The sequence below is a fragment of the Cohnella sp. LGH genome (genome assembly GCF_017671885.1).
Classification (GTDB): Bacteria; Bacillota; Bacilli; order Paenibacillales; family Paenibacillaceae; genus Cohnella; species Cohnella phaseoli.
Window position 1 is genome coordinate 7054118 of record NZ_CP072117.1, and the last position, 25311, is coordinate 7079428.

20 protein-coding genes are annotated in these 25311 nt (G+C 54.2%); all 20 read right to left on the minus strand.

The window, feature by feature from the left end:
- Positions 1-30 precede the first annotated feature (30 nt).
- Positions 31-1602 (minus strand): response regulator transcription factor, encoded by a 1572-nt coding sequence (locus tag J4772_RS29165; protein ID WP_209072566.1) that lies wholly within the window; start codon positions 1600-1602, stop codon positions 31-33.
- Complete coding sequence (locus tag J4772_RS29170) at positions 1599-3350, minus strand: cache domain-containing sensor histidine kinase (RefSeq protein ID WP_209072567.1); 1752 nt, start codon at positions 3348-3350, stop codon at positions 1599-1601. The genes J4772_RS29165 and J4772_RS29170 overlap by 4 nt, the downstream gene beginning before the upstream one ends.
- Positions 3351-3356: 6 nt before the next feature.
- Positions 3357-4202, minus strand: a complete 846-nt coding sequence (locus J4772_RS29175) for a carbohydrate ABC transporter permease (protein ID WP_209072568.1) — start codon at positions 4200-4202, stop codon at positions 3357-3359.
- Positions 4203-4206: 4 nt separating this feature from the next.
- On the minus strand, positions 4207-5070 hold the full coding sequence (locus J4772_RS29180) for a carbohydrate ABC transporter permease (RefSeq protein ID WP_209077510.1): 864 nt from the start codon (positions 5068-5070) through the stop codon (positions 4207-4209).
- A gap of 47 nt (positions 5071-5117) precedes the next feature.
- Positions 5118-7058, minus strand: a complete 1941-nt coding sequence (locus tag J4772_RS29185) for a DUF8034 domain-containing protein (RefSeq protein ID WP_209072569.1) — start codon at positions 7056-7058, stop codon at positions 5118-5120.
- A gap of 1 nt (position 7059) precedes the next feature.
- Positions 7060-8094, minus strand: a complete 1035-nt coding sequence (locus J4772_RS29190) for a zinc-dependent alcohol dehydrogenase (protein WP_209072570.1) — start codon at positions 8092-8094, stop codon at positions 7060-7062.
- 370 nt (positions 8095-8464) lie between these two features.
- Positions 8465-10180 (minus strand): CocE/NonD family hydrolase, encoded by a 1716-nt coding sequence (locus J4772_RS29195; protein ID WP_209072571.1) that lies wholly within the window; start codon positions 10178-10180, stop codon positions 8465-8467.
- 30 nt (positions 10181-10210) lie between these two features.
- Positions 10211-11566, minus strand: coding sequence for a M24 family metallopeptidase (locus tag J4772_RS29200; RefSeq protein WP_209072572.1), 1356 nt, complete (start codon positions 11564-11566; stop codon positions 10211-10213).
- Between the two features lie 38 nt (positions 11567-11604).
- The gene (locus J4772_RS29205; RefSeq protein ID WP_209072573.1) at positions 11605-12768 is read right to left on the minus strand and encodes a sugar ABC transporter permease; all 1164 of its coding nucleotides are present in this window, start codon (positions 12766-12768) and stop codon (positions 11605-11607) included.
- Positions 12761-14308: a sugar ABC transporter ATP-binding protein gene (locus J4772_RS29210; protein WP_209072574.1), complete on the minus strand. Its 1548-nt coding sequence runs from the start codon at positions 14306-14308 to the stop codon at positions 12761-12763. Before J4772_RS29210 ends, J4772_RS29205 begins: the two co-directional genes overlap by 8 nt.
- Before the next feature lie 64 nt (positions 14309-14372).
- Positions 14373-15452, minus strand: coding sequence for a sugar ABC transporter substrate-binding protein (locus J4772_RS29215; protein ID WP_209072575.1), 1080 nt, complete (start codon positions 15450-15452; stop codon positions 14373-14375).
- 168 nt (positions 15453-15620) lie between these two features.
- On the minus strand, positions 15621-16775 hold the full coding sequence (locus J4772_RS29220; protein ID WP_209072576.1) for an ROK family transcriptional regulator: 1155 nt from the start codon (positions 16773-16775) through the stop codon (positions 15621-15623).
- 191 nt (positions 16776-16966) lie between these two features.
- Complete coding sequence (locus J4772_RS29225; RefSeq protein WP_209072577.1) at positions 16967-17149, minus strand: hypothetical protein; 183 nt, start codon at positions 17147-17149, stop codon at positions 16967-16969.
- Entirely contained in the window at positions 17146-18783 is a 1638-nt protein-coding gene (locus J4772_RS29230; protein WP_209072578.1) for a response regulator transcription factor, read from the minus strand. The genes J4772_RS29225 and J4772_RS29230 overlap by 4 nt, the downstream gene beginning before the upstream one ends.
- Positions 18761-20527: a sensor histidine kinase gene (locus J4772_RS29235; protein WP_209072579.1), complete on the minus strand. Its 1767-nt coding sequence runs from the start codon at positions 20525-20527 to the stop codon at positions 18761-18763. Before J4772_RS29235 ends, J4772_RS29230 begins: the two co-directional genes overlap by 23 nt.
- A 69-nt stretch (positions 20528-20596) precedes the next feature.
- Positions 20597-21523 (minus strand): carbohydrate ABC transporter permease, encoded by a 927-nt coding sequence (locus J4772_RS29240; RefSeq protein ID WP_209072580.1) that lies wholly within the window; start codon positions 21521-21523, stop codon positions 20597-20599.
- A gap of 10 nt (positions 21524-21533) precedes the next feature.
- Entirely contained in the window at positions 21534-22436 is a 903-nt protein-coding gene (locus tag J4772_RS29245) for an ABC transporter permease (protein ID WP_209072581.1), read from the minus strand.
- Between the two features lie 77 nt (positions 22437-22513).
- Entirely contained in the window at positions 22514-24253 is a 1740-nt protein-coding gene (locus J4772_RS29250) for an extracellular solute-binding protein (RefSeq protein WP_209072582.1), read from the minus strand.
- Between the two features lie 172 nt (positions 24254-24425).
- Positions 24426-24734, minus strand: coding sequence for a hypothetical protein (locus J4772_RS29255; RefSeq protein WP_209072583.1), 309 nt, complete (start codon positions 24732-24734; stop codon positions 24426-24428).
- 3 nt (positions 24735-24737) lie between these two features.
- A complete protein-coding gene (locus J4772_RS29260; protein WP_209072584.1) occupies positions 24738-24944 on the minus strand; it encodes a hypothetical protein in 207 nt (68 codons plus the stop codon).
- Between the last annotated feature and the right edge of the window lie 367 nt (positions 24945-25311).

Consider the following 25311-nt stretch of genomic DNA (forward strand, 5'->3'; position numbering starts at 1 on the left):
CTTCTATAAAACATGAATCGAAGGCAAGGATTACGATTTGTTTTTCTGAAGATCGGCCGGATTCACGCCGATATACTTCTTGAATTGGCTGCTGAAATACGGAATATTGCTGTACCCGACCTTCATCGCAATTTCGTAAATATAAAGCTTTCCCTCCACGATCATCTGCCGGGCCTTCTCCATGCGGATCCGGGTCAAGTACTGATTAAAGGTTTCGCCCATCGCGTTGCGGAAAATTTGACCCAAGTAATTCTTGGAAATGGCGATCTCGTCCGCCAACAGGCCCAGCGTAATGCTTTCGCAATAGTGCTCGTGGATATACCGCACGGCAAAGTCGACCATCTGGCGATGCTTGATGTTGTCATTCCAATACTTGCTTCGCGTGACGGTCTCCACCATGCGCTCCAGCCACAGCCGAAGCGACTCCGGGGAGCGGTCCGCGCCCAGCTCGCCCAACAGGTCGAACATGGGTGCGATCATGTCCAGCTCGATGCCGATGTCGTTCAGGGAATAGGCCAGCGTCGCCCATAGCTCCGCCCCCCAGATCCGCAGCCCTTGCTCGTCGAATCTGCGGCTCGAATCCATCTTCGCGATAAACTCCGCGATGATCCTCCGCGCTTCGTTCTCGTCCGCCAACCGAACCGCATAGGCCAGCTCCTGATAGAACTTGAAGGAGCGTTCCGGCGAAGAGAAATCGCTTCGGGCGTCCTCCTGATCCCGAAACATTCTCTTGAATCCCTCGGACAGCTTTCTCCAATCCCTCGCGACCGGGCCCAATTCGACGTTCGCGGGGATTTTAAGCCGAATCGTCAAGTAAGATTCGATTCTCGCTCTCAGCTCCTCCGCCTCTCGCTCCCTGGTACGAACGGGTCGCCCGGACTCGCCGTGAAGCACGACGGCATAACGGCGTCCGTGCAATTCGACATAATCGCAGTTCTCGAAAACCTCGCCAACCATCTCGCATACGACGTTGCGAACGGCAAATCTGAGCAGGCTCCGTTCCCTTTCCCAAGCCTCCCACCCGCTTTCGTAAGGAAGATCCAGCCCCAGAATCCGGTGGTCCCGCTCTCCCCAATCCGCCGCAAGCTCCCTGATCTCCAACCATTCTTCGCTATATTCCGATCTCCGCCCCGTCACGACCGATTTCATCCACTCCTGAACGACGAAGGGCTTGTACCGCTTGATTCGGTCATGCAATTGCCGTTGCTCGTGTTCCGTTTTCCGGTCCCGGTCTATTCTCTCCGTCACTCTGGCAATGACGGCTTTCAGACTGTCCATCGTAATCGGCTTGCTCAGATAGTCGTCCACGCGAAGCCGTACGGCCTGACGGGCATATTCGAAATCGGAGTATCCGCTCAGAATGACGAACACGCCGTTAAAGCCTTCCTCTCTCAACTGCCCGATCATCTCCAGACCGTTCATCACGGGCATATTAATATCCGTCAGCACGATATCCGGCTCGACCTCATGAATAAGGCTGAGCCCTTCCTGTCCGTCGATCGCCTCTCCCGCCCAGTATACCTGGAGCTCGTCCCAAGCGACGGCTTCTCTCATGCCTTCCAGCACGTTCGGATCGTCGTCGATGATCACGATGCTTTTCAAGCCATTCCCTCCCCGTCCGGCTCTTCCTCTCTTCGCTCCGGAATAAACAACGAGACCCGCGTCCCGCCGCCGGGCCTTTCGAGAAGCTTCATACTCGCTTCGCGGCCATAGAATACCGACAATCTCTCCTTGACGTTGCGCAGCCCGTAGCCTCCCCTGGTCCGGGAAGACAGGCGAGCTGCCTTATCGGGCAACCCCTTGCCGTCGTCGTCCACCGTCAAACTCAGCCCCCGAGCCTCCCGCCGACAGCGGATAACCACGGTACCAACATTGCGGCCGTGGAAGCCGTGACGAATGCTGTTTTCGATAAATGGCTGAAGCGTCATTTTCGGAACCGGGAAAGACAAGGTCTCCTCCGGAACGTCCATCTCGTAACGAACCCGATCGCCGAGGCGAATCTGCTGGATTCTCATATAGCATTCGCTCAGCTCCAGCTCGTCGGACAACGGAATCAACGACTGCCCGTTCGACAATCCCAGCCTCAGCATACGCCCCGTCAATTCAAGCACCTGACTCATCTGCCCGTTGCCGTCTTTAATGGCCATCCAGTTGAGCTGATCCAAGGTGTTGTATAGAAAATGGGGGTTGATCATCGCCTGCAGCGCCCCGATTTCGGCTTCCTTCTGTCTCCTGTATTGCACGCGAAGAGAATCGTACAATTCCTCGATTCGGTTAAGCAGCTTGCGGTAGCCGCCGAATAGCTGGCCGAACTCGTTCCGGTAATCCTCCGGAAGCATGGCTCTGCCCTTCTCGGCCGGGAACTGGTTCATCGCCCTTAGCAGCTTGTAAATAGGGGAAGTAAATTTTCGGTTCAATAACAGGAAATACAGAACGAGCGCCATGATCGCCGCCATGCCGATGCCCAGCAGCATTCTGGCCAGACGGGCGCTGCCTGCGGTCAATTCCTCCCATGGCGTCGTCTCCGCGAGCAGCCATCCCGAGCCCTGGATGCGCATCCAGACGACCAGCGCCTGACCGGGAACGAGCCGGTACCCGTTGTTTTCGTGCGGCAATGCGAGGGTCGCCTCGTTCTCTCCCGAATTCTTTCCGGTAAGCTGGAACTCTCGTCCGACCCGGGTAATGAGCCTCCCGCCCGAATCCAAAAGCTGCCTGTCGGATTCGATGTTTTCCTCCAACAGGAGCTGTTGCATCTCGCTTGCTCTTATATTAATCATCACAATGCCTTTGTAATCGCCGCCCAAGGAATAGAATTTCCTCGCGAAGCTGACGACGGAGGCCTCGCCGGTATAAGCCGCCGTCCGATGCTCGCCGATCCATGCGAAATCCGATTGCTCGATCTGCCCGTACCAGCTCTCGCCCTCGATCGTTCCGAGATCCATGAAGCGCACCAAGTCGCTGCGGCCGCTTCCGGGGACGTTCGGGACATAAATATCGATATTCAAAATCGAGGGCGTGGAGAACGTCAACGTCTGCAGCGACGCCACTACGTTTTGCACCGCTACGAGATTCTCGTACGGCTCCATGGGCGTGCTGAACACATTCATCAACTCGCTGTTTCGGACCGCGGAGAGCGAGACCGATTCGATCAGGGAAAGGCGGGACCGCAGCTTCTCGTTCAACTGCGCCAGCATTCTCTCCTGATGGGACGAGGTCGTTCGGATCATATTCTGAACGGAGAAATAGTACACGGTCCAGATCACAACGGCAAAGAGAAGCACGACGAAAATCGTCATGCTCCAGAAATAAAGATGCCGGATATGCAATTTCTTAAAGAGACCGTCGATCATATTCGTTCATCCCTTGAGGCCGGTGGTGGCGATTCCCTCGACCAGATATCTTTGCGTGAAAAAGAACAGAACGGCGCCGGGCACGATCGAGAGAAGCGACATGGCAAACAGTTGTCCCCACGGCGCCGCCGATTGGGAGTCGACAAACATTTTCAACGCCTGCCCGACCGTGAACTTTCCAATCGACTGGATATAGATCATGTGCCCGAAGAAATCGTCCCAATTCCACAGGAAGCAGAAGATGGACACGGTCACGATTGCCGGAACAAGCAGCGGCATGATGATCCTCGAATAGATCTTGAACGACCCGCACCCGTCTATCTTCGCCGCCTCGTCCAATTCCTTGGGGATGCCCCGGATAAATTGGACGAAGAGGAAGATAAAGAAAGAGCCGCCGATTCCTCCGGCAAGCGCATGAGGAACCACAAACGGTAAATACGTGTCGATCCACCCCAGAGAATCGAATAGCACGTACTGCGGAACGATCGTCACTTGATTGGGCAGCATCAAGGTCAGGAGAACGATCGAGAACCAGAAGCCCTGCAGCGGGAAACGCATTCTCGCAAACCCGAAGGCCACCAGGCTGCAGGACACGACGGACACCGCCACGACCGAGACGGACAGCCCGAGCGTGTTCCCCATAAAGACGCCGAAAGAGTAATTCGTAATCGCGTACCAGCCTTCGGTAAAGTTCTCCAACGTTGGACGATGGGGGAACAGACTTGCCGAAGACATCTCGTCGATCGGCTTGAATACCGCGCCGAACCACCAAAGTACAGGATAAATCATAACCGCGCAGAGGATAATGAGCAACAGATGAGAGGAAAGCGCACCTCTTCTTGCCAGCTTCATGCGATCACCTTCCTTCCGTTTCGTAGTGTACCCAGGCTTTGGAGGTTGCAAATATGACCGCGGTCACCACGGCGATGAGGAAGAGCAGGAACCAGGCCAACGCCGAGGCGTAGCCCATCTGGAAATGAGCGAAAGCTTTATCGAACAGCAGAAGCGCATACATATAGGTGCTCTCGACCGGGCCCCCTCTTGTGATGATGAACGCCTGGGTAAACATCTGAAACGAACCGATCGTCTGGAGCACCAAATTAAACAAAATAATCGGAGACAGCAACGGCAGCGTAATCATGAAGAAGGTTCTAAGCTTGCTGGCGCCGTCCACGGAAGCGGCCTCGTAAAATTCGCCGGGAATCTGCTTAAGGCCCGCCAGAAAAATAACCATCGAGGAGCCGAATTGCCAGACCGCCAGTACGATCAGGGTGCCCAGCGCCGTCTCCGGGGTTCCGATCCAATTCTTCCCCTCGATCTCAAAGAAGGACAGGAACTGGTTGACCAGACCGTTAATCCCGAACACGTTGTTCCACAGAATCGCCACCGCCACGCTGGCGCCGATAAGAGAAGGAAAGTAAATGACGGTCCGATACAAATGCATGCCTTTAAGCTTGCGGTTCAGCACGACGGCGATAAGCAGCGCCGTCCCCAGCTTAAGCGGCACGGACAAAAACACGAACAGAAGCGTCGCTCTCAGCGAATTTACGAAAGAAGAATCGTCCATGAACATGCGACGATAGTTGTCGAAACCGATCCATTGGGCCGGTTCCAGCAAGGAATAGTTCGTAAAAGAAAAATAGACGGACTGCAGCATCGGCCAAACGGTTAATAGCAGAAAACCCGCGAGCCAAGGCGCGATATACAAGTACCCCGTCATGGAAAGGGCGGAATGATTCCTTTGTCTCACGGCCGTTCCTCCTTGAATTAAGTCATCGTTCTAGGTTGAATAATCGGCGCCGTCCGCTTCGAAGACCAGGGCGTTTCGTAAGAAGGCTTGTTGACGTAACGCTCCATCTTCAACTCCAGTCTGGCGCCGGCCGCGGGCTCCAATCGGATCCGCAACCATTTGTCGGAAAGCTCCGCGCAATGGATAACCTTTCCTTGTTCGTCCCGGACCTCCGCTTTCGTAAAGCGGTGCTCTCCGAAGCCGCCGGCTTGTATCACGAGCTCCTTCTGCTCGGCCTTGTCCAGGTTCACCAAGGTCAGCGTAACGGCTTCGTCCGTCAGCGCCTCTACCAGCGCGCTCACCTGCGGGGGCAGTCCCGGTCTGCGGGCGGCGGCGTCGAAATACCGGACTCGCGCATGCTGCAGTCCGCCGTGCGAAATATGCATCGGCGCGCCCAGCGTCAGCTGCAGCAAGCCTTCCGGGTACACGGGACACATCTCCTGCCACTTGTGAATGCTCGACAAGTCCTCAAGATTGTAGCCGTCCGACAGCCATCTTTCGGGATCGCCTTCCGCCGATCTCATCTTATCCAGCTGTCTCTGCACGAGCGTCATGTTGGCCGTCAGAATCTTCTCGGGGTAGGACGGATCGTTGCCCCGAATATACTCGAACCAAGGAACGGTATTCGCGATATAGTGCTTCGTCTCCTTGCCGGTATGGGGGTTGCGGCCCGACACGATCGGAATCTCGATTTCCCTGTAAAAATCGACTGCGTCAAGCCTCTCGTAACGTTCGACATCCTCTAGGTCCATCGAGACGGTCCAAAGGTAGATCGGATACGCGGGATTCGGCGGCTTGAAGTCCGTCCAGCCGCTGTCCAGATGCTTGTGCGGCACGACCGGCTTGCCGTTCGACGTTTGCCGCAGCTCCCAGTTCAGATCCAACTGCTTCCTCGCAACGTCGAGCCAATTCCGGTTCCCGGTCAACAGCACGGCATTCATGGACGCATTGGTGAGCGGCTCGATGATCGTAAACAAACCGTGCGACCAACGCCAGCCGTAATAGCCGCCCCACCACTTGCCCTCATTGTATTCTCCGATTTTACCCGATAAGCCGACGTTGTCCGGCATGATTCCGCCATTGGCTTCGGCCCGCTCCTTCCATGCGCCCACGTACTCCTCGACCCAACGAAGCCACTTCTCGTTTCCGTCGTGCATATACGCATGAGCAATCAGGCCGGTCGCGTTCAGATTTAACGGAACGTCTCCTTTTGCCATCCGCTCGTTCATTTTTTCGATAATTTCCCGATAGACCCGATCGTCGGACCACGGGCACTTGCCGCTTGCGATATCGACGCCGGTCAAATCCTCGAAGGGAGCCAGGTAGTCGTCCAGAATGCCCCGATGCGTGATCCAGTCTTCCTGCGTCATGACGAAGCGCGGCCCGCGGCTTCCGTTGATCGGGGAACGGATCAGCTTGTTTTCCCGGTCGTAATTTTGCGCCTCCGGATCATCGCCCGTATACATCTTGGCGAAGCGGAGCGCCCTCTGCCGGTCCTTCAGGCTGTCCGAATCCGCCAAGCCGAGGAAATAGAAGAAAAGGCTGCCTTCCCCGTGATGCATCCAGTCGTAATACCCGTCGAATTCGCGATGGATTTGCCCGTATTCCGTCCATTGCCAGGTAATTCCGTCAAACACTTTGCGGGCATGCTCGTACAGTCTTCGATTTCCTCCGAGGACGTACAGGAGCGCCAAATTCATAAACCCTTCGTACGGATCGTCCGAGCCGTCCATTCCCGGCCAGAAGCTCCGCCACAGCAGCGTTCCGTCCGGCTGGACATACCGCTCGACGAACTCCTCCGCCGCCAGATTTAATTGGGCGAGCAGTTGCTGCTGCAATACTGCCCATTCGGGCGGATGAAACGGCCGATCGACATGAAGCGTATCCATTCGTGCGGCTTGGGTTTCCTCAGGCGTCATGCTATCTCGCCTCCCGTTCGTTCGCGCAGTTCAGCAGGATTTTCATGACGCCCGCTCCGGATTCCATGTGCCGGATGCCTTGTTCCGCCTGCTCGAGCGGATACACTTCGCTGATTAATCGATCCAGCCGAAGCGTCCCGGCCGCCCCCAGCGCGATAGCCTGCTCGAAATCCTCCCGTTCGTACACCCGAGCCCCGAGCAGCGTCAGCTCCCGCCAGAAAAAGCGGTGAAGATCGACCGGCTGCGGTTCGCCGAATATACCGACCACCACGATTCTTCCCCTGGCCCGAGGAAGCCGAGTCATCAGCTTCGCTCCCGCCGAGGAGGAGGTCACTTCGAATACGACGTCGCACCCGGCCCCGCTCGTCCGTTTGCCCACGGCTTCTTCGACATCCTCCTCCAGCGGATTCACCGTTTCGATTCCGAGCTCCTCGAGCAATCGAAGCCGATAAGGGTTGATTTCGGATACGAGCACGTTGGCTCCCCGTTCTTTGGCGACCAGCGCAATCAGAGTTCCGATCGGCCCGCCTCCCAGAACGACTGCCTGTTCGCCGCTCCGCACCCCTCCGAGCCGCACGTCGTGACAGGCGACCGCCAGCGGCTCGAGGAGCGCGCCCAGCTTCAGGGAAAGCGAATCGGGAATCTTCAATACCGTGTTCGCCGGAACGGTCCAATACGTTTGAAAAGCCCCCGGCGTCTCGATCCCGATAAATTTCAAACGCTGGCAAATATGACGGTGACCGGCCAGACAGGTCGGGCATTCGCCGCACGGTATCAACGGCATGACCGTGACTCTGTCTCCCTCGGCGACATGAGTCACGCCGGAGCCGATCGCGCGGACGACCCCCGACATTTCATGGCCCATGATGTGCGGAAGCGTTATCCGGTGATCCATTCGGCCGTGATAGAGATGCAGATCCGTTCCGCAGATTCCCGCGTACGCGACGGAGATTTGGACCTCGTCCGAAGAAGGGGCGACGGGAATGCATTCCGCGACCCGTACGGCTTGATTGCCTTCATATAAAGCTGCTATCACCACGAATTCACACTCCTTGAGATTGTATACGTCAAGTGTAGAGAAGCTTCGCTTAAATACGTAGTAGAGAGATCAATAAATCGTTTCAGTTTTTATGAAAGTTTGGATGTCCTTCGCAGACCGCCAGCGGGAGGCCAATTGGATAGGAGGCTACCCATTCGTTGAGTAGCCGGCCTTCTCCGCCGCCGTACTTATCGTTCGGTATGCGACGATTTGTTGGTAAGCACCCAGCTTATCTAGACGCACCGAAGCCGACCTTGAAATCTTTACAAAGATTTCGAGGCCGGCTTCTTTCATACTTGATAATCCAATCCTTTAGCGAAGCTCCCTTTCAACCGTCGAAAGAAACCGATTAGAAGGGAGCTTCGCTCTAAAAACGATGAGGAATAACCGGAAGCACAAGGTGTGTCGGATGCTCTGCATCATGATAAATCTTTTGCGTAGCCGCCTTCACGTCCGTATAGCCGCCCTTCCGATCTGTCCGGAAGCTGTTCAGGCTTCTTTCGTACAACGGAAAATTACTGCTTGATATTTCAATGCGAATGCGATGGTTCTTCTTAAAAACCTGGCTTGTCGAACCCACATGAAATTCGTATTTGTATATTCTGCCGGGTTCAATCGGAGAGGGCTGCTCATTCGAGTCTCTGTAGCTTGCCCGCTGAATGCCCTGCACAATATTGATCGCCTTGCCGCCCGGATGCACATCCACCAGCTTCACTGTAAAATCCGTATCGTCCGCCGAGCTGGACGCATAGAGAACGGCGCGAATCGGCCCAGTCACTTCTACATCCTCCGTCAGTTCCTGCGAGGTGTATACCAATACGTCATTGCGGATTTCGACGGGACGCTGGTCCCGCGCCCCCATCGGAGCGATGGAAGGCACACAGCAGCTGTTCCCTCCGAGGCTTGGAACAGGGTCTAGAGGGTTGTACGTATAGATGTCGCACGATTCGCGATCCGGCGCATTCGTATCGAGCGTCCCCGAGCCGCTTAACGAATTGGCGTTACCCTCGCTGTGCAAGTAAAACCTGGTATATTGCGTACGCGCCAGCGGCCACTCCCGTTCTTGCCGCCAAGCATTGTCCCCCATGACGAATATATGAACAGAGGGCTCGTCCATGATGCCGTTGTCCCTGCCCTTGAGCCAATAATCGAACCAGCGTATCTGCAGATGATCGACAACGTTCCGCGCATCCTCCCCATAATCGACATCCCTTGACAAGGCCGTCCAAGGATAATGCACCCACGGACCGATAACCAGCTTCTGATTGGGGTGACGCGAGGACATACCCCTGTAGTTGCGAATCGTCCCCTCAATGAAGATATCGTACCAGCCCCCGATGTGCATAGCGGGAAGCTTGATGTTGTCATACGCTGCCCGCAAATCCCACTGCTTCCAGTAATCGTCGAAGGTCGGATGCTCCAGCCACTCATAATAGAAGGGTGAGAAGGGCTTGCTGATGCCCGGGTGCACATGCAGCGGCAAATGGTCGTATCGTTCCCCGATCCGGTTCATCTTCCGCAACAGGTCTCCTGCTGCTTCCGCATCACCCTGACGTATCGCAATATCCGGCGCAAGCGAGGTTGCCCAGGACTGAACGAACGCCAGATGCAGCGCTCCGTTGCGGTATGTCCAATCCTCGTAATACCCATCATTCGTAAATGCGGGCGCGATCGCGGTCAGCTCCTCCGAGCAATCAGCCGCAGGGTGAAGCTGAGTCGCTCCGACATAGGAGAAGCCATACATGCCGACTTTGCCGCTCGATTGAGGCAGCTGTTTGGCCCAGCGGATCGTATCGACGCCGTCCTGTCGTTCATTGAAGAACGGCCTGAATTCGCCATCCGAAGCGTATCTCCCTCTTACATCCTGCGTCACTACGATATAGCCTTGTCTCGCATACCATTCCGGATGCATGTACCCGATCGCTTCAGATACCGATTTGTCATAGGGCAGCCGCATCAGCAGAACAGGAAACTTCCTTTCACTGATCGGGCTGTATACATCCGCCCGCAGGCAAACCCCGTCCCGGAGTCTGATTTCAACGTTGCGTTCGACGTTAACCTCGTACATCCTCTGACTGTTCATACGTGGACACCTTCCTCTGGGCGATCTCCGCTAGTTTATCGTCAATGCCCGACAAGGGGACAGAAACAACGGCGCGTAATAAGCGGGGGTCGTCGAAAGCGGCAGCATGTCATCCGCGATCTTCAGACCGATTTGCTCGCGCATGAACTGCTGCCGGGCGCGGATGCGAGCCCAAGCTTGAGGATACTTGTCCCGCAATTCATTCCGCAAGTTCTCGTCCGCGAAAACAACGGAATCCTCACAATTCAGAACGACTCCCTCCGGCATCGCGTCCGGGATGATATCGCATTGTATCGCCATGCCTGAAGCGATCTTCGTTTGGTTGCCCGGCGTAAAGAAGGAATGCACCCATTCATCCGCACCGATTAAATGGCCGGGATTCAGAGCAGGCTTCATCCCCCCGGGGCGCAGCTCATCGCATACTCGGTCGTAAACCTCGCCGCCCGTTGCGCCGATTGCCGCCGTTTGATACCAGCCGGCAATTCCCCGATAATAAGGCATAGCCCATTTCGAGACAAACGATTCGTTATCGGCATCGGCAAGCCCTCCGCGCGCGCTGAGTCCTCCCCAATAGCCTACCGCAGAGAATACGCCGTCGCCCTGCTCGACCTTGCGAGCTGTCGGGCTGCGCAAGCCCACAATTTGGTCCTTGCCGCTCGCATACATAATGTGCACCGACAGCGGTTCGCCGGCATATTGCATGCGAGACACCGCTTCTAGCTCGCTAAGGCCAGTACGGGTACCTTGCACAATGCGCAAAAGAGCTGCTGAGGCGCGCGCCGCCGCCCATTCATTCACGACGATTTGCTCCGCTTCGTTGTACACTCGGAGTCCCTTCTCCGGATGCATGAAAACCCAGGTCGCGTCCGTGATTCCGGCTGCGTCTCCAATCACTTTCTCTACGTAATGGACCAGCGTAGCCGGCACGTGCAAGCCTTCATACCCCATCGTTTCGTCCGAGTCCAAGTACTTCCAACCACAAACGGCTACCCGTTGTCCCGGGGCCATACCGACTTCTCGCATAATTTCATCCGGCCTCGGAGACCGCGTCCGATCCTGCCCCATAAGACTGAAGGACTGGCAAAGAACGGTCTCAAGCTTGATCTTGGCCAGACTCGTATAATCGATCCCTTCATTTCCTACCAGCAAATACTTCCGGTCTCCTGGACCAATGAGCAACAGAGCCTCCTCGAATCTGGGATCGAAAGCGGTCAGATAGTTCAAATTCGCAAAGTGCTCCCGATCGCCATAGACGACGAGCCAATCGCAGTTAGCCGCTGCATAGGCTTTACGGCATCTTTCTTCATAGATTTCAGAAGGAATGTCCGGCCTTTCTTCAGGTACGCCAAAATCCGGCAGCTTAATCTCTCTCCATGTCAGCTTCATTTCTTGTCCCTCTCCCTGCTCCCATTATGCCTTAATAGCTATTTTCTCTTGCGTACAGAGACGTCGAACCAGACTGCGGCCAGCAGAATGAGCCCTTTAACGACCATCTGTAGAAATGAAGATACGTTCATGAGACTCATGCAGTTGTCAATAGCCGATAACAGCAGAGCGCCGATCAACGCGCCTGGAATAACGCCCACACCGCCGGAAAGACTCGTGCCCCCTATTACGGCTGCGGCAATCGCATCCAGCTCCAATAAGTTTCCTGCAGTTGGAGCCGAGCTGCCCAACCTTGCCGTAATCAGCACGCCGGCAATTCCGTAAACCGCGCCCATCAGAACAAACGACTGGAATAAATGCTTCGTCGTCTTGATCCCGGCCAATCTTGCCGCATCCGGGTTTCCGCCAATGACATACAAATTGCGGCCAAACTTGGTGCGTGACATGACGAAATATAGAACCGTGACGGTGGCTGCCATAATCAATACGGCCATAGGAATGCCGCGATAGCCAAGGAAAATCCAGCCTACCAGTACGGCCACAACGGCTATGATCGCAGCCTTGTACCACATTTTCGCGCCTGACTTCACCCATTTCTTCAACCGAGCCGCATCCCTCATAACCAGACCGATTGCAAGTGCGGCCCCGGCAATAATAAGGATGGCTGACCCTGCAGTCGAGACGTAGCCCTCGCTCAGGAACACCAGATCGGAGGATACAGGACCAAGCGTTGCTGCGTTGGTCCAGACATAACCGACCCCTTTGAAAATGAGCATGCCCGCCAGGGTAACAATGAAAGCGGGAATATTAAATTTGGCAACAAGCAGCCCTTGCCAGGCTCCCATCAGTAAACCCGCCAGCAGTGCGCACAAAATCGAAGGCACTAGCCCCCACTGATAGGTAACTGACAATTGCGCCATGACCGCACTGACCAAGTACACCGCCGAGCCCGCGCTCAAGTCGATTTGCCGGGCCACGATCAGCAGCACCATTCCGGCGGAAACAACGCCCAAAATGGCCGACTGCTTCAGCAGCAGAGATATATTTCGCTGCGATAAAAATACGCCATTGGTCAAATCGTTGAAAATGATCATTAAAATTAAGATGCCGGCAAAAATAAGCAGACTCTTCCAGCTGATTTTTCCAAACCAGTTGATTTTGCCGGATTCCTCGCCTTTTTTGTCAAGCAGCGGGTTAGACATTTTTCTTTTCCCCTTCCACTGTGCTGTACCCTAAAGTGGCATACTCCAGCACTTGATGACGGTTCGTTTCCTTGGGCAACAAGGAAGCAACGATTCTCCCCTGCCGCATGACCAGCACCCGGTCCGAAACCCCCAGCACCTCGGGCAGATCGGACGAGATGAGCAGAATCGCTTTTCCGGCCTTCGCCAACTGGTCCAGCAAAGCATAGACCTCCGTCTTCGCCCCAATATCGACGCCTTGGGTCGGCTCGTCCAGCAGCATAACCTTTGTATCCGCGGCGATCAGACGGGCAAGCACGCATTTTTGCTGATTTCCGCCGCTCAAGGATTTGATCGCCGTCTCCAGACTTGCCGTACGAATGGAAAGGTCGGCGACAAATTGCGTGTTCTTTTCCAGCTCCGCGCTCTGATCGATCACGCCCATACGGCAAAGTCGATCAATACTGGATACGGAGATGTTCGAGCTCACGGACATGAGCTCGATAATCCCCTGCCGCTTCCGGTCCTCGGGCAAATAGCCGAGCCCAGCTTCGATCGCCTCTGAAGGGTTAGCAATCCGCACCGCCTTCCCGTCGATTTTAACCTCGCCTTCCGTTTGTGCGGGCCATCCTCCGAGAAGACCCAGGGCCAATTCCGTGCGGCCGGCTCCAACCAGCCCATATACCCCGAGTATTTCTCCGGCGCGGAGCTCTAGTGATGCTCCGTCCACCAGCTTGCGGTCTGGCAGCTTCGTATCGTACACGCTATAGTTATTTACCGTGAGTACGACATCGCCCGGGCGTCGCGTCGTCTCCGGAAAGAAGTTTTCCAGGTCCCGTCCGATCATGTAAGAAACAATTTTCTGCTCGTCCATTTCCTCTACGGGCTTTGTCGTAATGATCTTGCCGTCTCGCATTACCGTTATCGAGTCTGACAAATCGAGCACTTCTTCAAGACGATGAGAAATATAGAGACACGTAATTCCGTTCTTCTTCAGTTGCCTGATCTTCTCGAACAAAATCTCGCTTTCCATATCGGACAAAGTAGAGGTCGGCTCGTCAAGGATCAACACTTTAACCTGATTGCCCAACGCTTTCCCGATGACGACCATCTGCTTCTGAGCAACGCCCAGTTCCTTGACTTTGACGGTTGGCGACACCTCAAGCCCGATATCGTCCAGCATAGCTTGAGCCACTTGATACAATTGCTGAAAATTGACGATACCCGCCTTGCCGGGCATCTGGTTCAGCAGCAGGTTCTCCGCAACCGTCATCTCGTCGATCAAATTAAGCTCCTGTGGCACCATCGTAATCCCGCTCTTCTCCGCATCCGCTACGCCAGTGAGCTTTACGGTCTGACCGTTCAACCTGATTTCTCCGCTATAGCTCCCTGCTCGGTGAACGCCGGACAATATTTTCATCAGCGTCGATTTTCCGGCGCCGTTCTCGCCGACAATCGCCCTGACTTCTCCCTTCTTGATGCGAAGGCTGGCACTGTCAACAGCCAAAACACCGGGAAATTGTATGCTGATATTGTCCATCTCTAAGGCTGTCGCATCCAATTGTTCCCTCTCCCTTCGTTGGAAGGAGTACGCCGCCGCAGAGGCGACGTACTGGCTTCACGGTTTATTTGCATGCATTAGGAACGTTGACGAATACCTCCTCTTCGGTCATCCATCCGGTCGGAGCCATCTCGTTGATAAACGTGCACAGGTTGTCCTTGTTGACTTCCACCACGTCGACGGCCAATGTCGGTACGTCTTTCTTCCCGTTATTCGTGACCTCATCGGCTTGCGGCATTTCTCCCTTGGCAAGCTCTACAGCCGCTTCAATCGTCCGTTTGGCTCCTTCATCCAATTTGGTCCACACAGACATCGTTTGAATGCCCTCCGCGATCAGGCGTGCGCTGCCTACTTCTACGTCCAAACCGGAGATGAACACTTTACCGTCAAGATCGCGTCCTTTTACCGCCTGCGTTATTCCCATAGCCATGCCATCATTGGAGCTGACAAACGCTTGAATGTTGTCATTTTGTGCGGACAGGGCATCCTCTGCTGTTTTCAGAGCTTTTTCCGTCGACCAGTTTTGATGCCATTGCTCCGCTACGATGCTGATATTCGCGTTGGTTTTCAGAATTTTTTCATAGGCTTGGGCAATTCCCTGCGCGACTGTCGTAGCCGGATCGCCCTTGAGCAGAACGAAGTTTCCCTTGCCTCCGGTATACTTCAAGGCGGCTTCAGCCTGCAATTCGCCAACCTTGTAGTTGTTCCGCGTCACATAAAGATCGATGTCCGAATTCTGAATCATTGCGTCGTACGCGATTACAGGAACACCCGCGCTTTTCGCCTTGTCTACAACCGGACCGGTCTTGTCGCTGACCGGCACAATGACGAGCGCATCAATGCCCTGGGAAAGCAAATTTTCAACCTGATTCGCTTGCTTGGACACGTCGTCGTTCGCCCATTGCACAATCAGCTCCGCGCCCAATTCCTGCGCCTTCTCCTGCATATACTGCAAGTCAAACTTCCATCTTGGCTGAACCTCCGTCTTCATTGCGATGCCGATTCGGATTTTTTTGTTTGTCTCTTTCTCCGGATCAGCTCCTCCAGTCTCGCCGGGCTTTCCTTTATTCTCTCCGCAGGCAGCGACCAATACTGCCATAATCAACATTAGAACAACGAATACTCCCTTTTTTGTTTGTGCCATCTGTTTGTGAGCCTCCTAGTGTCGAATTGAACACGCTTTCAAAATCGGAAATGCAATACTGCTATTTTTTCCAATCACCCCCTTACATTAGTCAACTTTACACGCTTTCCAGATTGGCTATCATTTAATTAATTACTCTACTGGATTTATTAATTAGACAAAAAGGAATCACTTGCTGATGGGTGATTCCAGAAACTCCCTCAAAACCAGACAGCTTGCCCCCACAATACCGGCATGGGACCCGATCTGCGGATAGCGAATTTCAAGCATCCTGTCAAAATTATTCCATAGGTACCGTTTGCATTTTTGCTCCACCTTTTTGGCCCACTGAGGATGCTGATCGATCATGGTCCCCACCAGAACGACGGCTTCCGGGTTGTAAGTGCAGACGACGTTCGATATCGTCATAGACAAATATTCGGCGGCTCTGTCGAGCAGATTAACCGCCCACGTCTCCTGGCGCTGATCCGCTGCGAATATTTCCTGAATGGGCTTTCCGCTTTCCTTTTCCAGAGCTGAAGCGCATATAAACGTCTGCAAACAGCCGAATCTGCCGCAATCGCACAAGGAGCCGCCGGGATCGATCGTCGTATGGCCAATCTCTCCCGCAATGTTCTTGCTCCCCCGAATCACTTCACCCTTGTCCATAAACGCTCCGCCCACACCGCTACCAACAAAAATGCATGCCGCGTTGTTCACACCAACGACGCTGCCATACAGACTTTCGCCCAGCAAAATTGCTTTTACCTGATTGTCGACGAGTATCGTCATCCCGATTTTCTCTTCAAGATATTTCCTGATCTCGACATTGGCCCAGTGAAACTGCGGAATCATAACCACTCTGCCCTGCGGCCATTCCACAATACCGGGAATGCTGACGCCGCCGCCGATAATCCGATTCGCCAAATCCCCGATCTGCTGCTTGATCGTATTAACCAGCTCCACGACATGGCCCAGCACTTCCGTTGGAGGAAGCGACAAATCGATCTCTCTGTCCCGCTTCATCATGATCTTGCCGTTAAGATCAACAATTCCCGCTTCAATGGACTCCAGATCAATGTTAATTCCAATCATGAGCGCTCCGCTTGGATTCACCTTCAGCAGCGTGGCTCTGCGTCCGACGCTTCCTTCGGTTTGCCCGATTTCCTCCACGAAGTTCTGATCGATCAATTCCTTGACGATCCTGCTTGCGCTTGTCGCGCTCATTTGTGTCTTTTTAGCTAGTTCGGCCCGGGATATCGGACCATTTCTTTTGATTATTTTAAACAGCAGCAGCAAATGATGCTCTCTGATCATGCGTTGATCGTGTTTAATTTCTTTCACGTTATAATAAACTCCCTTTTTAATAAGCATATCATCAATTCATTAATTAATTCAGTGGGTTTATTAATTATTCATAAATATAGCGTGAGTTTTGCCGCTTGTCAATAAAAATCAAAAAGAAGGTAACCCTTAAGCTGTTTAGGTTCCCTCACAGTTGCAGATTCCATCCATTTATGGACATATTGGATCGATTAGCAGCGATCTGCCTTCCTAGGGGTCAGGGACACTTCCTTCGAAGCCACCTTGTCGAAATGGTTCTCCATATCCGGTTCGTTAGCCACGATGCCGACGCTTCTGGATTCGCTTCGGATAGAACGCGTCGATTGAACCTTATGCCGATTCTTCGAGGCCGGACGGCTTCGCCCTTTCGTCAAGCTTTCCCCCTTGCCCCCTCCCGATATTCCTGTGGAGTCGTTCCCATCGACTTCTTGAAGAAACGGGTAAAGGAATGGGGCGATTCGTAACCTACTTTGACCCCGATTTCGTTGATCCTTAGTCCGTCTTGAGCAAGCATCTCCTTGGCTTTCCTTAGCCTGGCCTTCTCGATGAACTCCGACAGATTCATGCCGTTCTCCTGCTTGAAGATGCGGGACAGGTACGAAGGATTGAAGTGAAATCGCCGGGATAACCGAACAAGCGACAGATCCTCCTCCAGATGCCCTTCGATGTATTGTCCGATTTCCTCCATCGCACCTGCAGCTCTGCTTCCCTCTCCTTTTTTCCTGCACTCGAACAATGCTTTGGCTACACTTTCAAGATAATCTGCTCCCTCCTCCCAAGTGGCATGGGAGTCGAACTGCATCAGCCCGTTCGCCGGTACCCACTCCTGCAGCTCCCGCCGGTTGATATAGGACAGCATAACCAGCGCTGCAGAGTAATACAGCTCCATCGCTTGTTGCTTGTCTGCCTCCGGATTCCCCCGCACAGGACGAAGGATTTCTCTGAGGAGGGCAAGGAAATCTTCGCTTCGGCCGCTCTCCAGATGGCCGGCAAGTCTCTCGAACCTCTCGCTGCGAATCGGCTCCCGCGTCGGTTCCGCGCCCTCGCGACAACATACCTGAACGGTCATGACCATACTTGAGCCGTCTCCGATTCGCCCATGCTGCATTTGCCGAATGCGGTCATATACCGCAGGAAGACGTTCCCACGAGCAAGCCTGGCCAGTCAAGACAAAAGCGATTTCCGTACCCAGCGCCTTCGAGCACGCTTCCTGCGCCAGCTCCAGCATCCCCTCCACAAATCGCACCAGCTCCGTGCCGGAAGCCGCCGGTTCTGTCCCCTCGTCCTTCGGCTGAACGAGCCACAGCAAGTCACCATAGCGATCTACAATTCCCGCGCATTGCGTCAGATCCGACAGGTACCGATCCACCAGAAATTTGACGTCCAGCGCCTTTTCCTGGCGCATCGTGAATGAAGCGGCGGAGGCGGACCGCAAGAAACTTCCTTGCACCAGAAAAACCGGCGCGTCGCCGGAAAGCGGAATCGACAGACTGTGGAAATTGGTCTTCCGTTCCTCCAAGCTTGAGCTTTCCGCTCCGGCCAGCAATTGCCGGAAGTACTCGCCTTGGGCCAACGTCTCCAGACGGCTCCGCTGCTTCGCCGCCTGCTGCAGAAGATGATCGGTCCGCAGTTCCTCCTCCAGCTCACGAATCGCAGCTTGAACTTCGGCGATCAACTTGGCGTATCCTTCGGTCTTAAGCAGGAAGCGGACGCCTTGAATTTGAATCGCCTTATAGACAGATTGGAAATCGTCGTAGCCGGTTAGAAAAATGATCCGGCAGCGCGGCCATTTTCGATGAATGATATCCATCAGCTCCAGCCCGCTCAGCTCGGGCATGCGGATGTCCGACAGCACAATATCGACGCGCGTGCTGTTCAGCCAGTCCAGCGCCTCCATTCCCGAATAGGCCGTGCAAATATCCAGTCCAGGGACGTTCAGCGACCCGAGGATTTCGGTCACGCCGTCCGCAATGATTGCTTCGTCGTCAACCACTAGCAGCCTGTACATTCGGCTTCGCCTCCTCCAACGGAATGCGGATCGTCGCCTCCAGCCCGCCGAGCGCGCCCCGGGCGATGCTCAGCCCGCTGCCCTCGCCGTAAGCGAAAGCAATGCGCCGGTGCACATTGACGATCCCTGTCGTTTCGGATTCCGAATTGTCGTGCTCCAGCTTTCGGACAATCCGTTCGAGCTCTTCATCGCTCAAGCCGCCGTTATCCTCAATGACGATGCAAGCCCAACGGTCGCGCTGCTCGAATCGCACATCGATCCGCCCGTCCCTTGCTTTTTTCTCCAGACTGTGCTCGAAAGCGTTTTCGATCAACGGCTGTACGATGAGGCGCGGCACGCGCAGCCGTTCGAATTCCGGCGGCAGCTCGTCAAAGCGCGCCTTTACCCGCTTGTAGAAGCGCATTTCCTGAATCTCGGTGTACATGCGGGCATGGCGAATCTCCTGCATGAGATCGATCTCGTCGGAAGCGTTCCGGGTGACGAAACGGAAATATTCGCCCAGCTGCGTGGTAAACAGCTCGATTCGCTCCGTATCTCCGGTCTTGGCCATCGTATTCAAAATGAAAAAGCTGTTATACAGAAAGTGAGGTTTAATTTGAGATTGAAGCTGCTTCAGCTCCGCCTTCTGGGTCAGAATCTTCTGTTTGTACGCCTGGTCGATCAACGATCGCAAATTAACGACCATCTGGTTGAAGCGGTTATAAATATATCTGAACTCGTCGTTCGTCTCGTGCGCGATGGTCAAATCCATATCGCCGCTTTCGAGCCGCCGGAACCCTCGGACCAGCTTGAGAAGCGGTTTGTGGATGAATTTGTAGGTGGATAACGCGTAAATAAAAATAATGCCGATTGCGCCAACGGCAATCAACCAGCCCAGCAGATAAAATTTGTCCAGAGGCTTGCGGACAATGCGATCGTTGATCAACCGGTAGATGGACATTTCCAGCCGCTCGGAATGGGCGACCGAGACGAAGTAGCTCTGTCCGCCCAGAGTAAACGTTTCCGACCCGTCGGTCGGAAACTGCTCCAGAAGGCGGATAATCTCGGCCGCGCCTTCCCGAATCGAATTCGCTCCGCTGCTTACTCCGTAGCCGTTGCTCCCGAAAGCCAACAAGGTGCCGCTGTCCGGATAAGTGTTGAATTGTCCCAGCGCCTCCTGCAGACGCTGGCGATCCAGTTCGATTTCAACGATGAAGAGGGGCTCTCTCCCCCTGCTCCCTCTGGCATTGACCGCGCTGAGGTAAAGCTCGCCGTTCCAATCGATCAGGCGGGTTCCGACCTTCCGACGGACCGACTCCGTGCCGAAGGCCATGAATTTGCCCTCGTCGAGCTCGCCGGGACCGACCAGCGCGGACAGCGTTTTGCCGATCGTTCCGATATGGACGTTGACGTCCCGAATATAGCGGCTGCTGTTCTGGATCGAAATGATTCGGTTAGTGACCGAATTAATCTTGTCCATCCGGTCGATGGTTCCCATCGTCTCCCACGTAATGGCCAGCTTGTTCAGATCCGTATCCTCCAGCAGGCCGTATTGCAGCAGCTTCATGCGTTCGATTTCGTTATCGAGGTCGTTCAGATAAAATGCGATTTGCGATTCGGCCGTCCTGGAAATGTCCTCGCTTGTCGTCCGAATCGCCCACTGATAAATATAAATTCCGAGAAGCGCAACCGGAACCATGATGAGCATAAAGGTCGCGACAAGTCGAATAAAGATCGTATTGCGAAAAGAGAATTCTCGGCGCATGGCTTTCTCCCCCGCTTCAATGTCGCGCGGCCGCTCCCGTCCGTCGACTGAACTGAGATGCGGACGGCGCTAGCCTTTAACGCTTCCCAGCACGATGCCTTTAACGAAAAATCTTTGAAGAAACGGATAAACGGCGATGATCGGCAGAGAGCCCAGGAAGATTTGGGAAGCCTTGAGCGTCCGATCGGAAATTCGGGCCAGGTTCTTTAACTCCTCCATCGACATCGATCCGAGATTCATCTGAACGACGATGGTTTGAATGTAGCTTTGCAGTGGATAGTGGGACGGATCCCCCATCAGGATCAACCCGTCAAACCAGCTGTTCCAGTGCTCGACCATGGAAAACAGAGCCAACGTGGCGATAGCGGGCTTGGAGATCGGCACATAAATGCGCCACAGCGTTGTCCACTGGCTCGCGCCGTCGATGACGGCGGACTCCTCCATCTCCTTGGGCACGGCCCGGAAGAAATTCAGCAGCAGCACGATGCTGAAGGCCGGCACCGCCCCGGGCAGCACCAGCGCCCAGATGGAATCCAGGAGGCCGAGCTGTTTAATCGTAATATACCACGGAATTAGTCCCCCGTTAAACAGCATCGTCAAAAAGAAGATCCAGGCGTACACCAGTCGAAACCGGAACTGTTCCGTCGCCTTCGACAAGGGGTAGGCGACGAGAATCGTCAGCAGCAGGTTAAGAGGCGTGCCCATGGCAATTCTTTGAATCGAGGTCAGCATGGATACCCAGAACGCGCTGCGCGAAGCGGTAAACTCATAGGAGGCCAGCGTGAAATCTACCGGCCACAGCTTGACGTATCCGGACGCCGCGGCTGCGCTCGAGCTGAACGACAAAGCGATAATATGAATCAACGGCAGGATGCAGAGCAAAGCGACCGCGATCAAAAACGCCGAGTTGGCGAACGCAAACCAATCAAACCGTTTGCCTGCGCGTCGGAACGAGGGCGGAGCGTGATCCGCCGGTTGGAAAGAACGGCTGGTCATCGGAACCCTCCTAGAAAATCCTGTATTTGGCGAAACGGTAAGCGAAATAGTACGCGCTTGAGATCAACACAAGCGACACGATCGATTTGAAGAAGCCTACCGCGGTGGCGACGCCGTATTGAGCCTCCAGCAGACCGATCCGGTACACGAACGTGTCCAGAATGTCCCCGCTCTGGTACACTTGCGGGCTGTACAGATTAAATACCTGATCAAAGCCGGCGTTGAGCAGTTGACCCAGACTGAGTACGGCCAGCAGCACGATGACCATTCTCATGCCCGGCAGCGTAATGTGCCAGGCTTTGCGCCAACGATTCGCGCCGTCGATCGTCGCCGCTTCGTACAGACCCGGATCGATGCCCGTAATGGCGGCCATATAGACGATGGTTCCATACCCGAAGTTCTTCCAGATATCCGAAGCGATCAGCGTAGCCGGAAACCATTTATTGTCACCCAGAAAAAAAATCGGCTCCATACCAAAGGACTTGAGCATCATGTTCACAAGTCCTCCCGAAGGGGATAGCAAGTCGATCAGAATGCCCCCAAGCACGACCCAGGACAGAAAGTAAGGCAAATAAATGCTCGTCTGGACGCTGCGTTTGATGGCCTCGTTTTTCAACTCGTTGAGCAAAATCGCAAAGATCACCGGAATGGCCAGTCCAAGCACCAGCTTAAAACTGGAAATGTACAGCGTATTCCAGATCACCTGAATAAAATTGGGCAAGTCCATCACGTACCTGAAGTTGTCCAGTCCGATCCATTTCTGGTCGCCGAACAGCCCTCTGGCCGGAACGAATTTCTGAAAGGCGATTATAATTCCCGCCATCGGGATATAGGAAAAGGTCAAAATAAACAGCATTCCCGGCAAAATCATCAAGTGAAAGGGCGCTTCCTTCCGAATCTGTCTATTTCTCATCAGGTCTCTCCTCCCGCGCCAGTAAGAATAAGCAGGGGGAACGCCTCGACTCAATCAAACCGCTCCCCTGCCAGGTCTTACTTCAGCGTTGCATACCACTCGTTGACTTCCTGCGTAATCTGGTCTCCGCCCAGCTTCTTCCAATCGGCGACGAACTTGTCGAACTCCTCGATCGGCTGGCCCAAAATGATCTTGATAAACGTTTCGTTTTGCATTTTCTCCAGCGTCGTTTTGCGCTCCACCATTGTCGGCGTCGGCGTGCCCACGAATTTATCCATCAGGAACTGGTTGTTCTGATCGTACTGGTTCGCGATGCCCATCGAGCCTTCCGGACCGTAGATTCGTTCCCAGCCCCACACCGCGAAGCCTTCCTCAGAGCCCGAAGCGAACATATCCAGCTTCTCCTGGATCGTCTTCGCCTCCCCCTTGAGAACCGACAGGTCGCCGGCTTTGCGGGCGGCATCGATCTCACGGAAGGCATCCAGGTTTTTCTTGAGCGGGTAAGGCGTTACTGGAGACAGCTGCCATACGCTCTCCGCGTTAGGTGGAGCGTAATACTTGTCGAACTCGCCCGTTTCTCCCCAGTTTTTCTCCAGATGCATGTTGAAGAGTTTAACGACAGCCTCCGGATGCGAGATGCCTTTCTTGACCGCGACAAACTTTGTCGTGCTGAATTTGAGCGGAACTTTAGGCGTTTCGCCCGTTTCTGACACTATCGGGAATGCTTGCCACTGGGCTTCTTTATCGTTGTTCTTGTTAAGCTGGAGCGGCCAGATGGAGTTCCATTGCTCGCCGTATTCCATGCCGATCTTGCCTGCGGCGATTTGCTCGGAAACCTTGCCTCCGTCCTTGATTCCGAACTCCTTGTCGATCTCGCCGTTTTTATTCATTTCCTGAAGCGCTTGCAGCGCCTTGCGCGTCTCCGGCTGGATGCTGCCGAATATCAGCTTGCCGGATCCGTCCTCGAGCCAAATGTTCGGGTAGGCATTGAACCCGGCCATAAAGCCCTCCAGTCCCATTGCCCCTCCGAAAACATCCTTGGTCAGACCCAGTCCGTACGTATCCCTCTGTCCGTTGTTGTCCGGATCGTTCTCCGCGAACGCTTTGGATATCGCTTGCACATCCGCCATCGTCTTCGGCGGCTGCAGCTTCAGCTTGTTCAGCCAATCCGTGCGAATCCAGATGTACATCGAGCGTTCAATGGACGACTCAACCTGTGGAATCGCCATCAGCTTGCCGTCGAACGTAGCGGCGTCAAGCGGACCCGAGCCTTCCTGAGTGAATACTTCTTTCATAAACGGCGAAGCGTACTGCTCATACAGCGCCGTCATATCCTCAATTTGATCCGACTCGGCCAACTGCTTAAGCTGCACCGCGTTAACGGTAATAAAGTCGGGCAGTTCTCCGGATGCCAGTGTCACGTTTAGCTTCTGGACGTACTGATCCGAGGTGTCTCCGCCTTTGATGACCCAGTCGTATTTTAGCTTGATGCCCAATTGTTCTTCATAGATGCGCGTCCAACGGTTGTCCTCGAACGACTCGTCCTTCAGCACTGACAGCACGTTGTTCTCCACGACGTCGTTCAAATTCCGCACGGTGGTCAATTGAATTGGCGGATCGTATTTGCCGAACGGATCGGCTGCGGCTGACGATTCCCCCTGTTCGGCAGGAGACGCGCTGGCCGAAGACGGCGAAGACGACTGACTCGCTGTAGACTCCTCCTTCTTATTGTCGCTGCAAGCGGTTACAACAAGCGTCGCCCCCAGAAGAATCGCTAATCCTTTTACGGAGAGTCTTGCGCCTTTTTTGTCCTTCAACTCATTTCCCCCTATTCATAGGTTCAGACAGCCGGCGTCTGTTGGTTACGCTTTCATTATAGGGAGAACGATGCATTTGAAACAATGTGCATATTTTTACTTCCTTACCCGTCTTTGACGTCTTGTCGTAATCTCGATCGAATGCTCGGCAAGTGCCGATGTCCGTTTTGAATCATCGCTTCACGAAATAAAACTTATCTACGTAGACCTCTTTGACATTGCCCGGATTGTCCCATGCCATGATATAGACGACTTGGCTATTCGTCTGGGAAGGAACGAAGGTGCCGATCTTGACGGTGTGCCAGAACATATTTTCCATGGCCGAGGCGGACATCCGTTTCTCCGGGACCGGATAGGCATTTGCGGTCACGTCGTAGACGCCGTAAGAGAAGGCGTCCCCCGTCGGTCGGAAGATCCGGTCGACTCCGTTTCCGTCCTTGTACACGTCGGTCGCGTATTGAATTTTGACGTCCGCGTACAAATTCTACGTCGCCCCGGGAGTCAATTCGGCGGAATCCCAGAACCATTGGAAGTTCCAGGTTTTCGACGAAGTTACCGTATGCTTGGCTGTCATGCCGTCGCCGGGCGCGAAGCCGAGATTGCTGATGACGTTGTGGGTCGGAGTCGCCGTAAACGCGATCCCCGCTTGATCCAGCATGTTGGTGACTGCCGACAGCGGAGAGATTCGCACTTGAATAGATATCCGGCAGCCTGAAGCAGGCTATTGTCGGATATCTTAATGTGAAGGGGCTGCCCCATAAGTAGAGTTGCATGAGATGATCGATTAAAACCGTTACTGCGGATCTATTTGCACACATGAGTTTACGCAGGGAAGTCAGCCGAAAAATCGTACAACGCAGCTCGAAAGGTTCAAACGACGGACATATGTTCGAAAAATCGTACAAAGCTGCCCTGCTCAGGCTCAAACGACGAACGTTTGTAGGAAAAACCGTCTAAATCAACCAAGATCAAGGAGTGTATGTCACTAAAGCGTCTTCGATGATTACAGGGATAACTTCCGATGATTATCTGGAAGTATTACGGTTGTCGGTCATGTT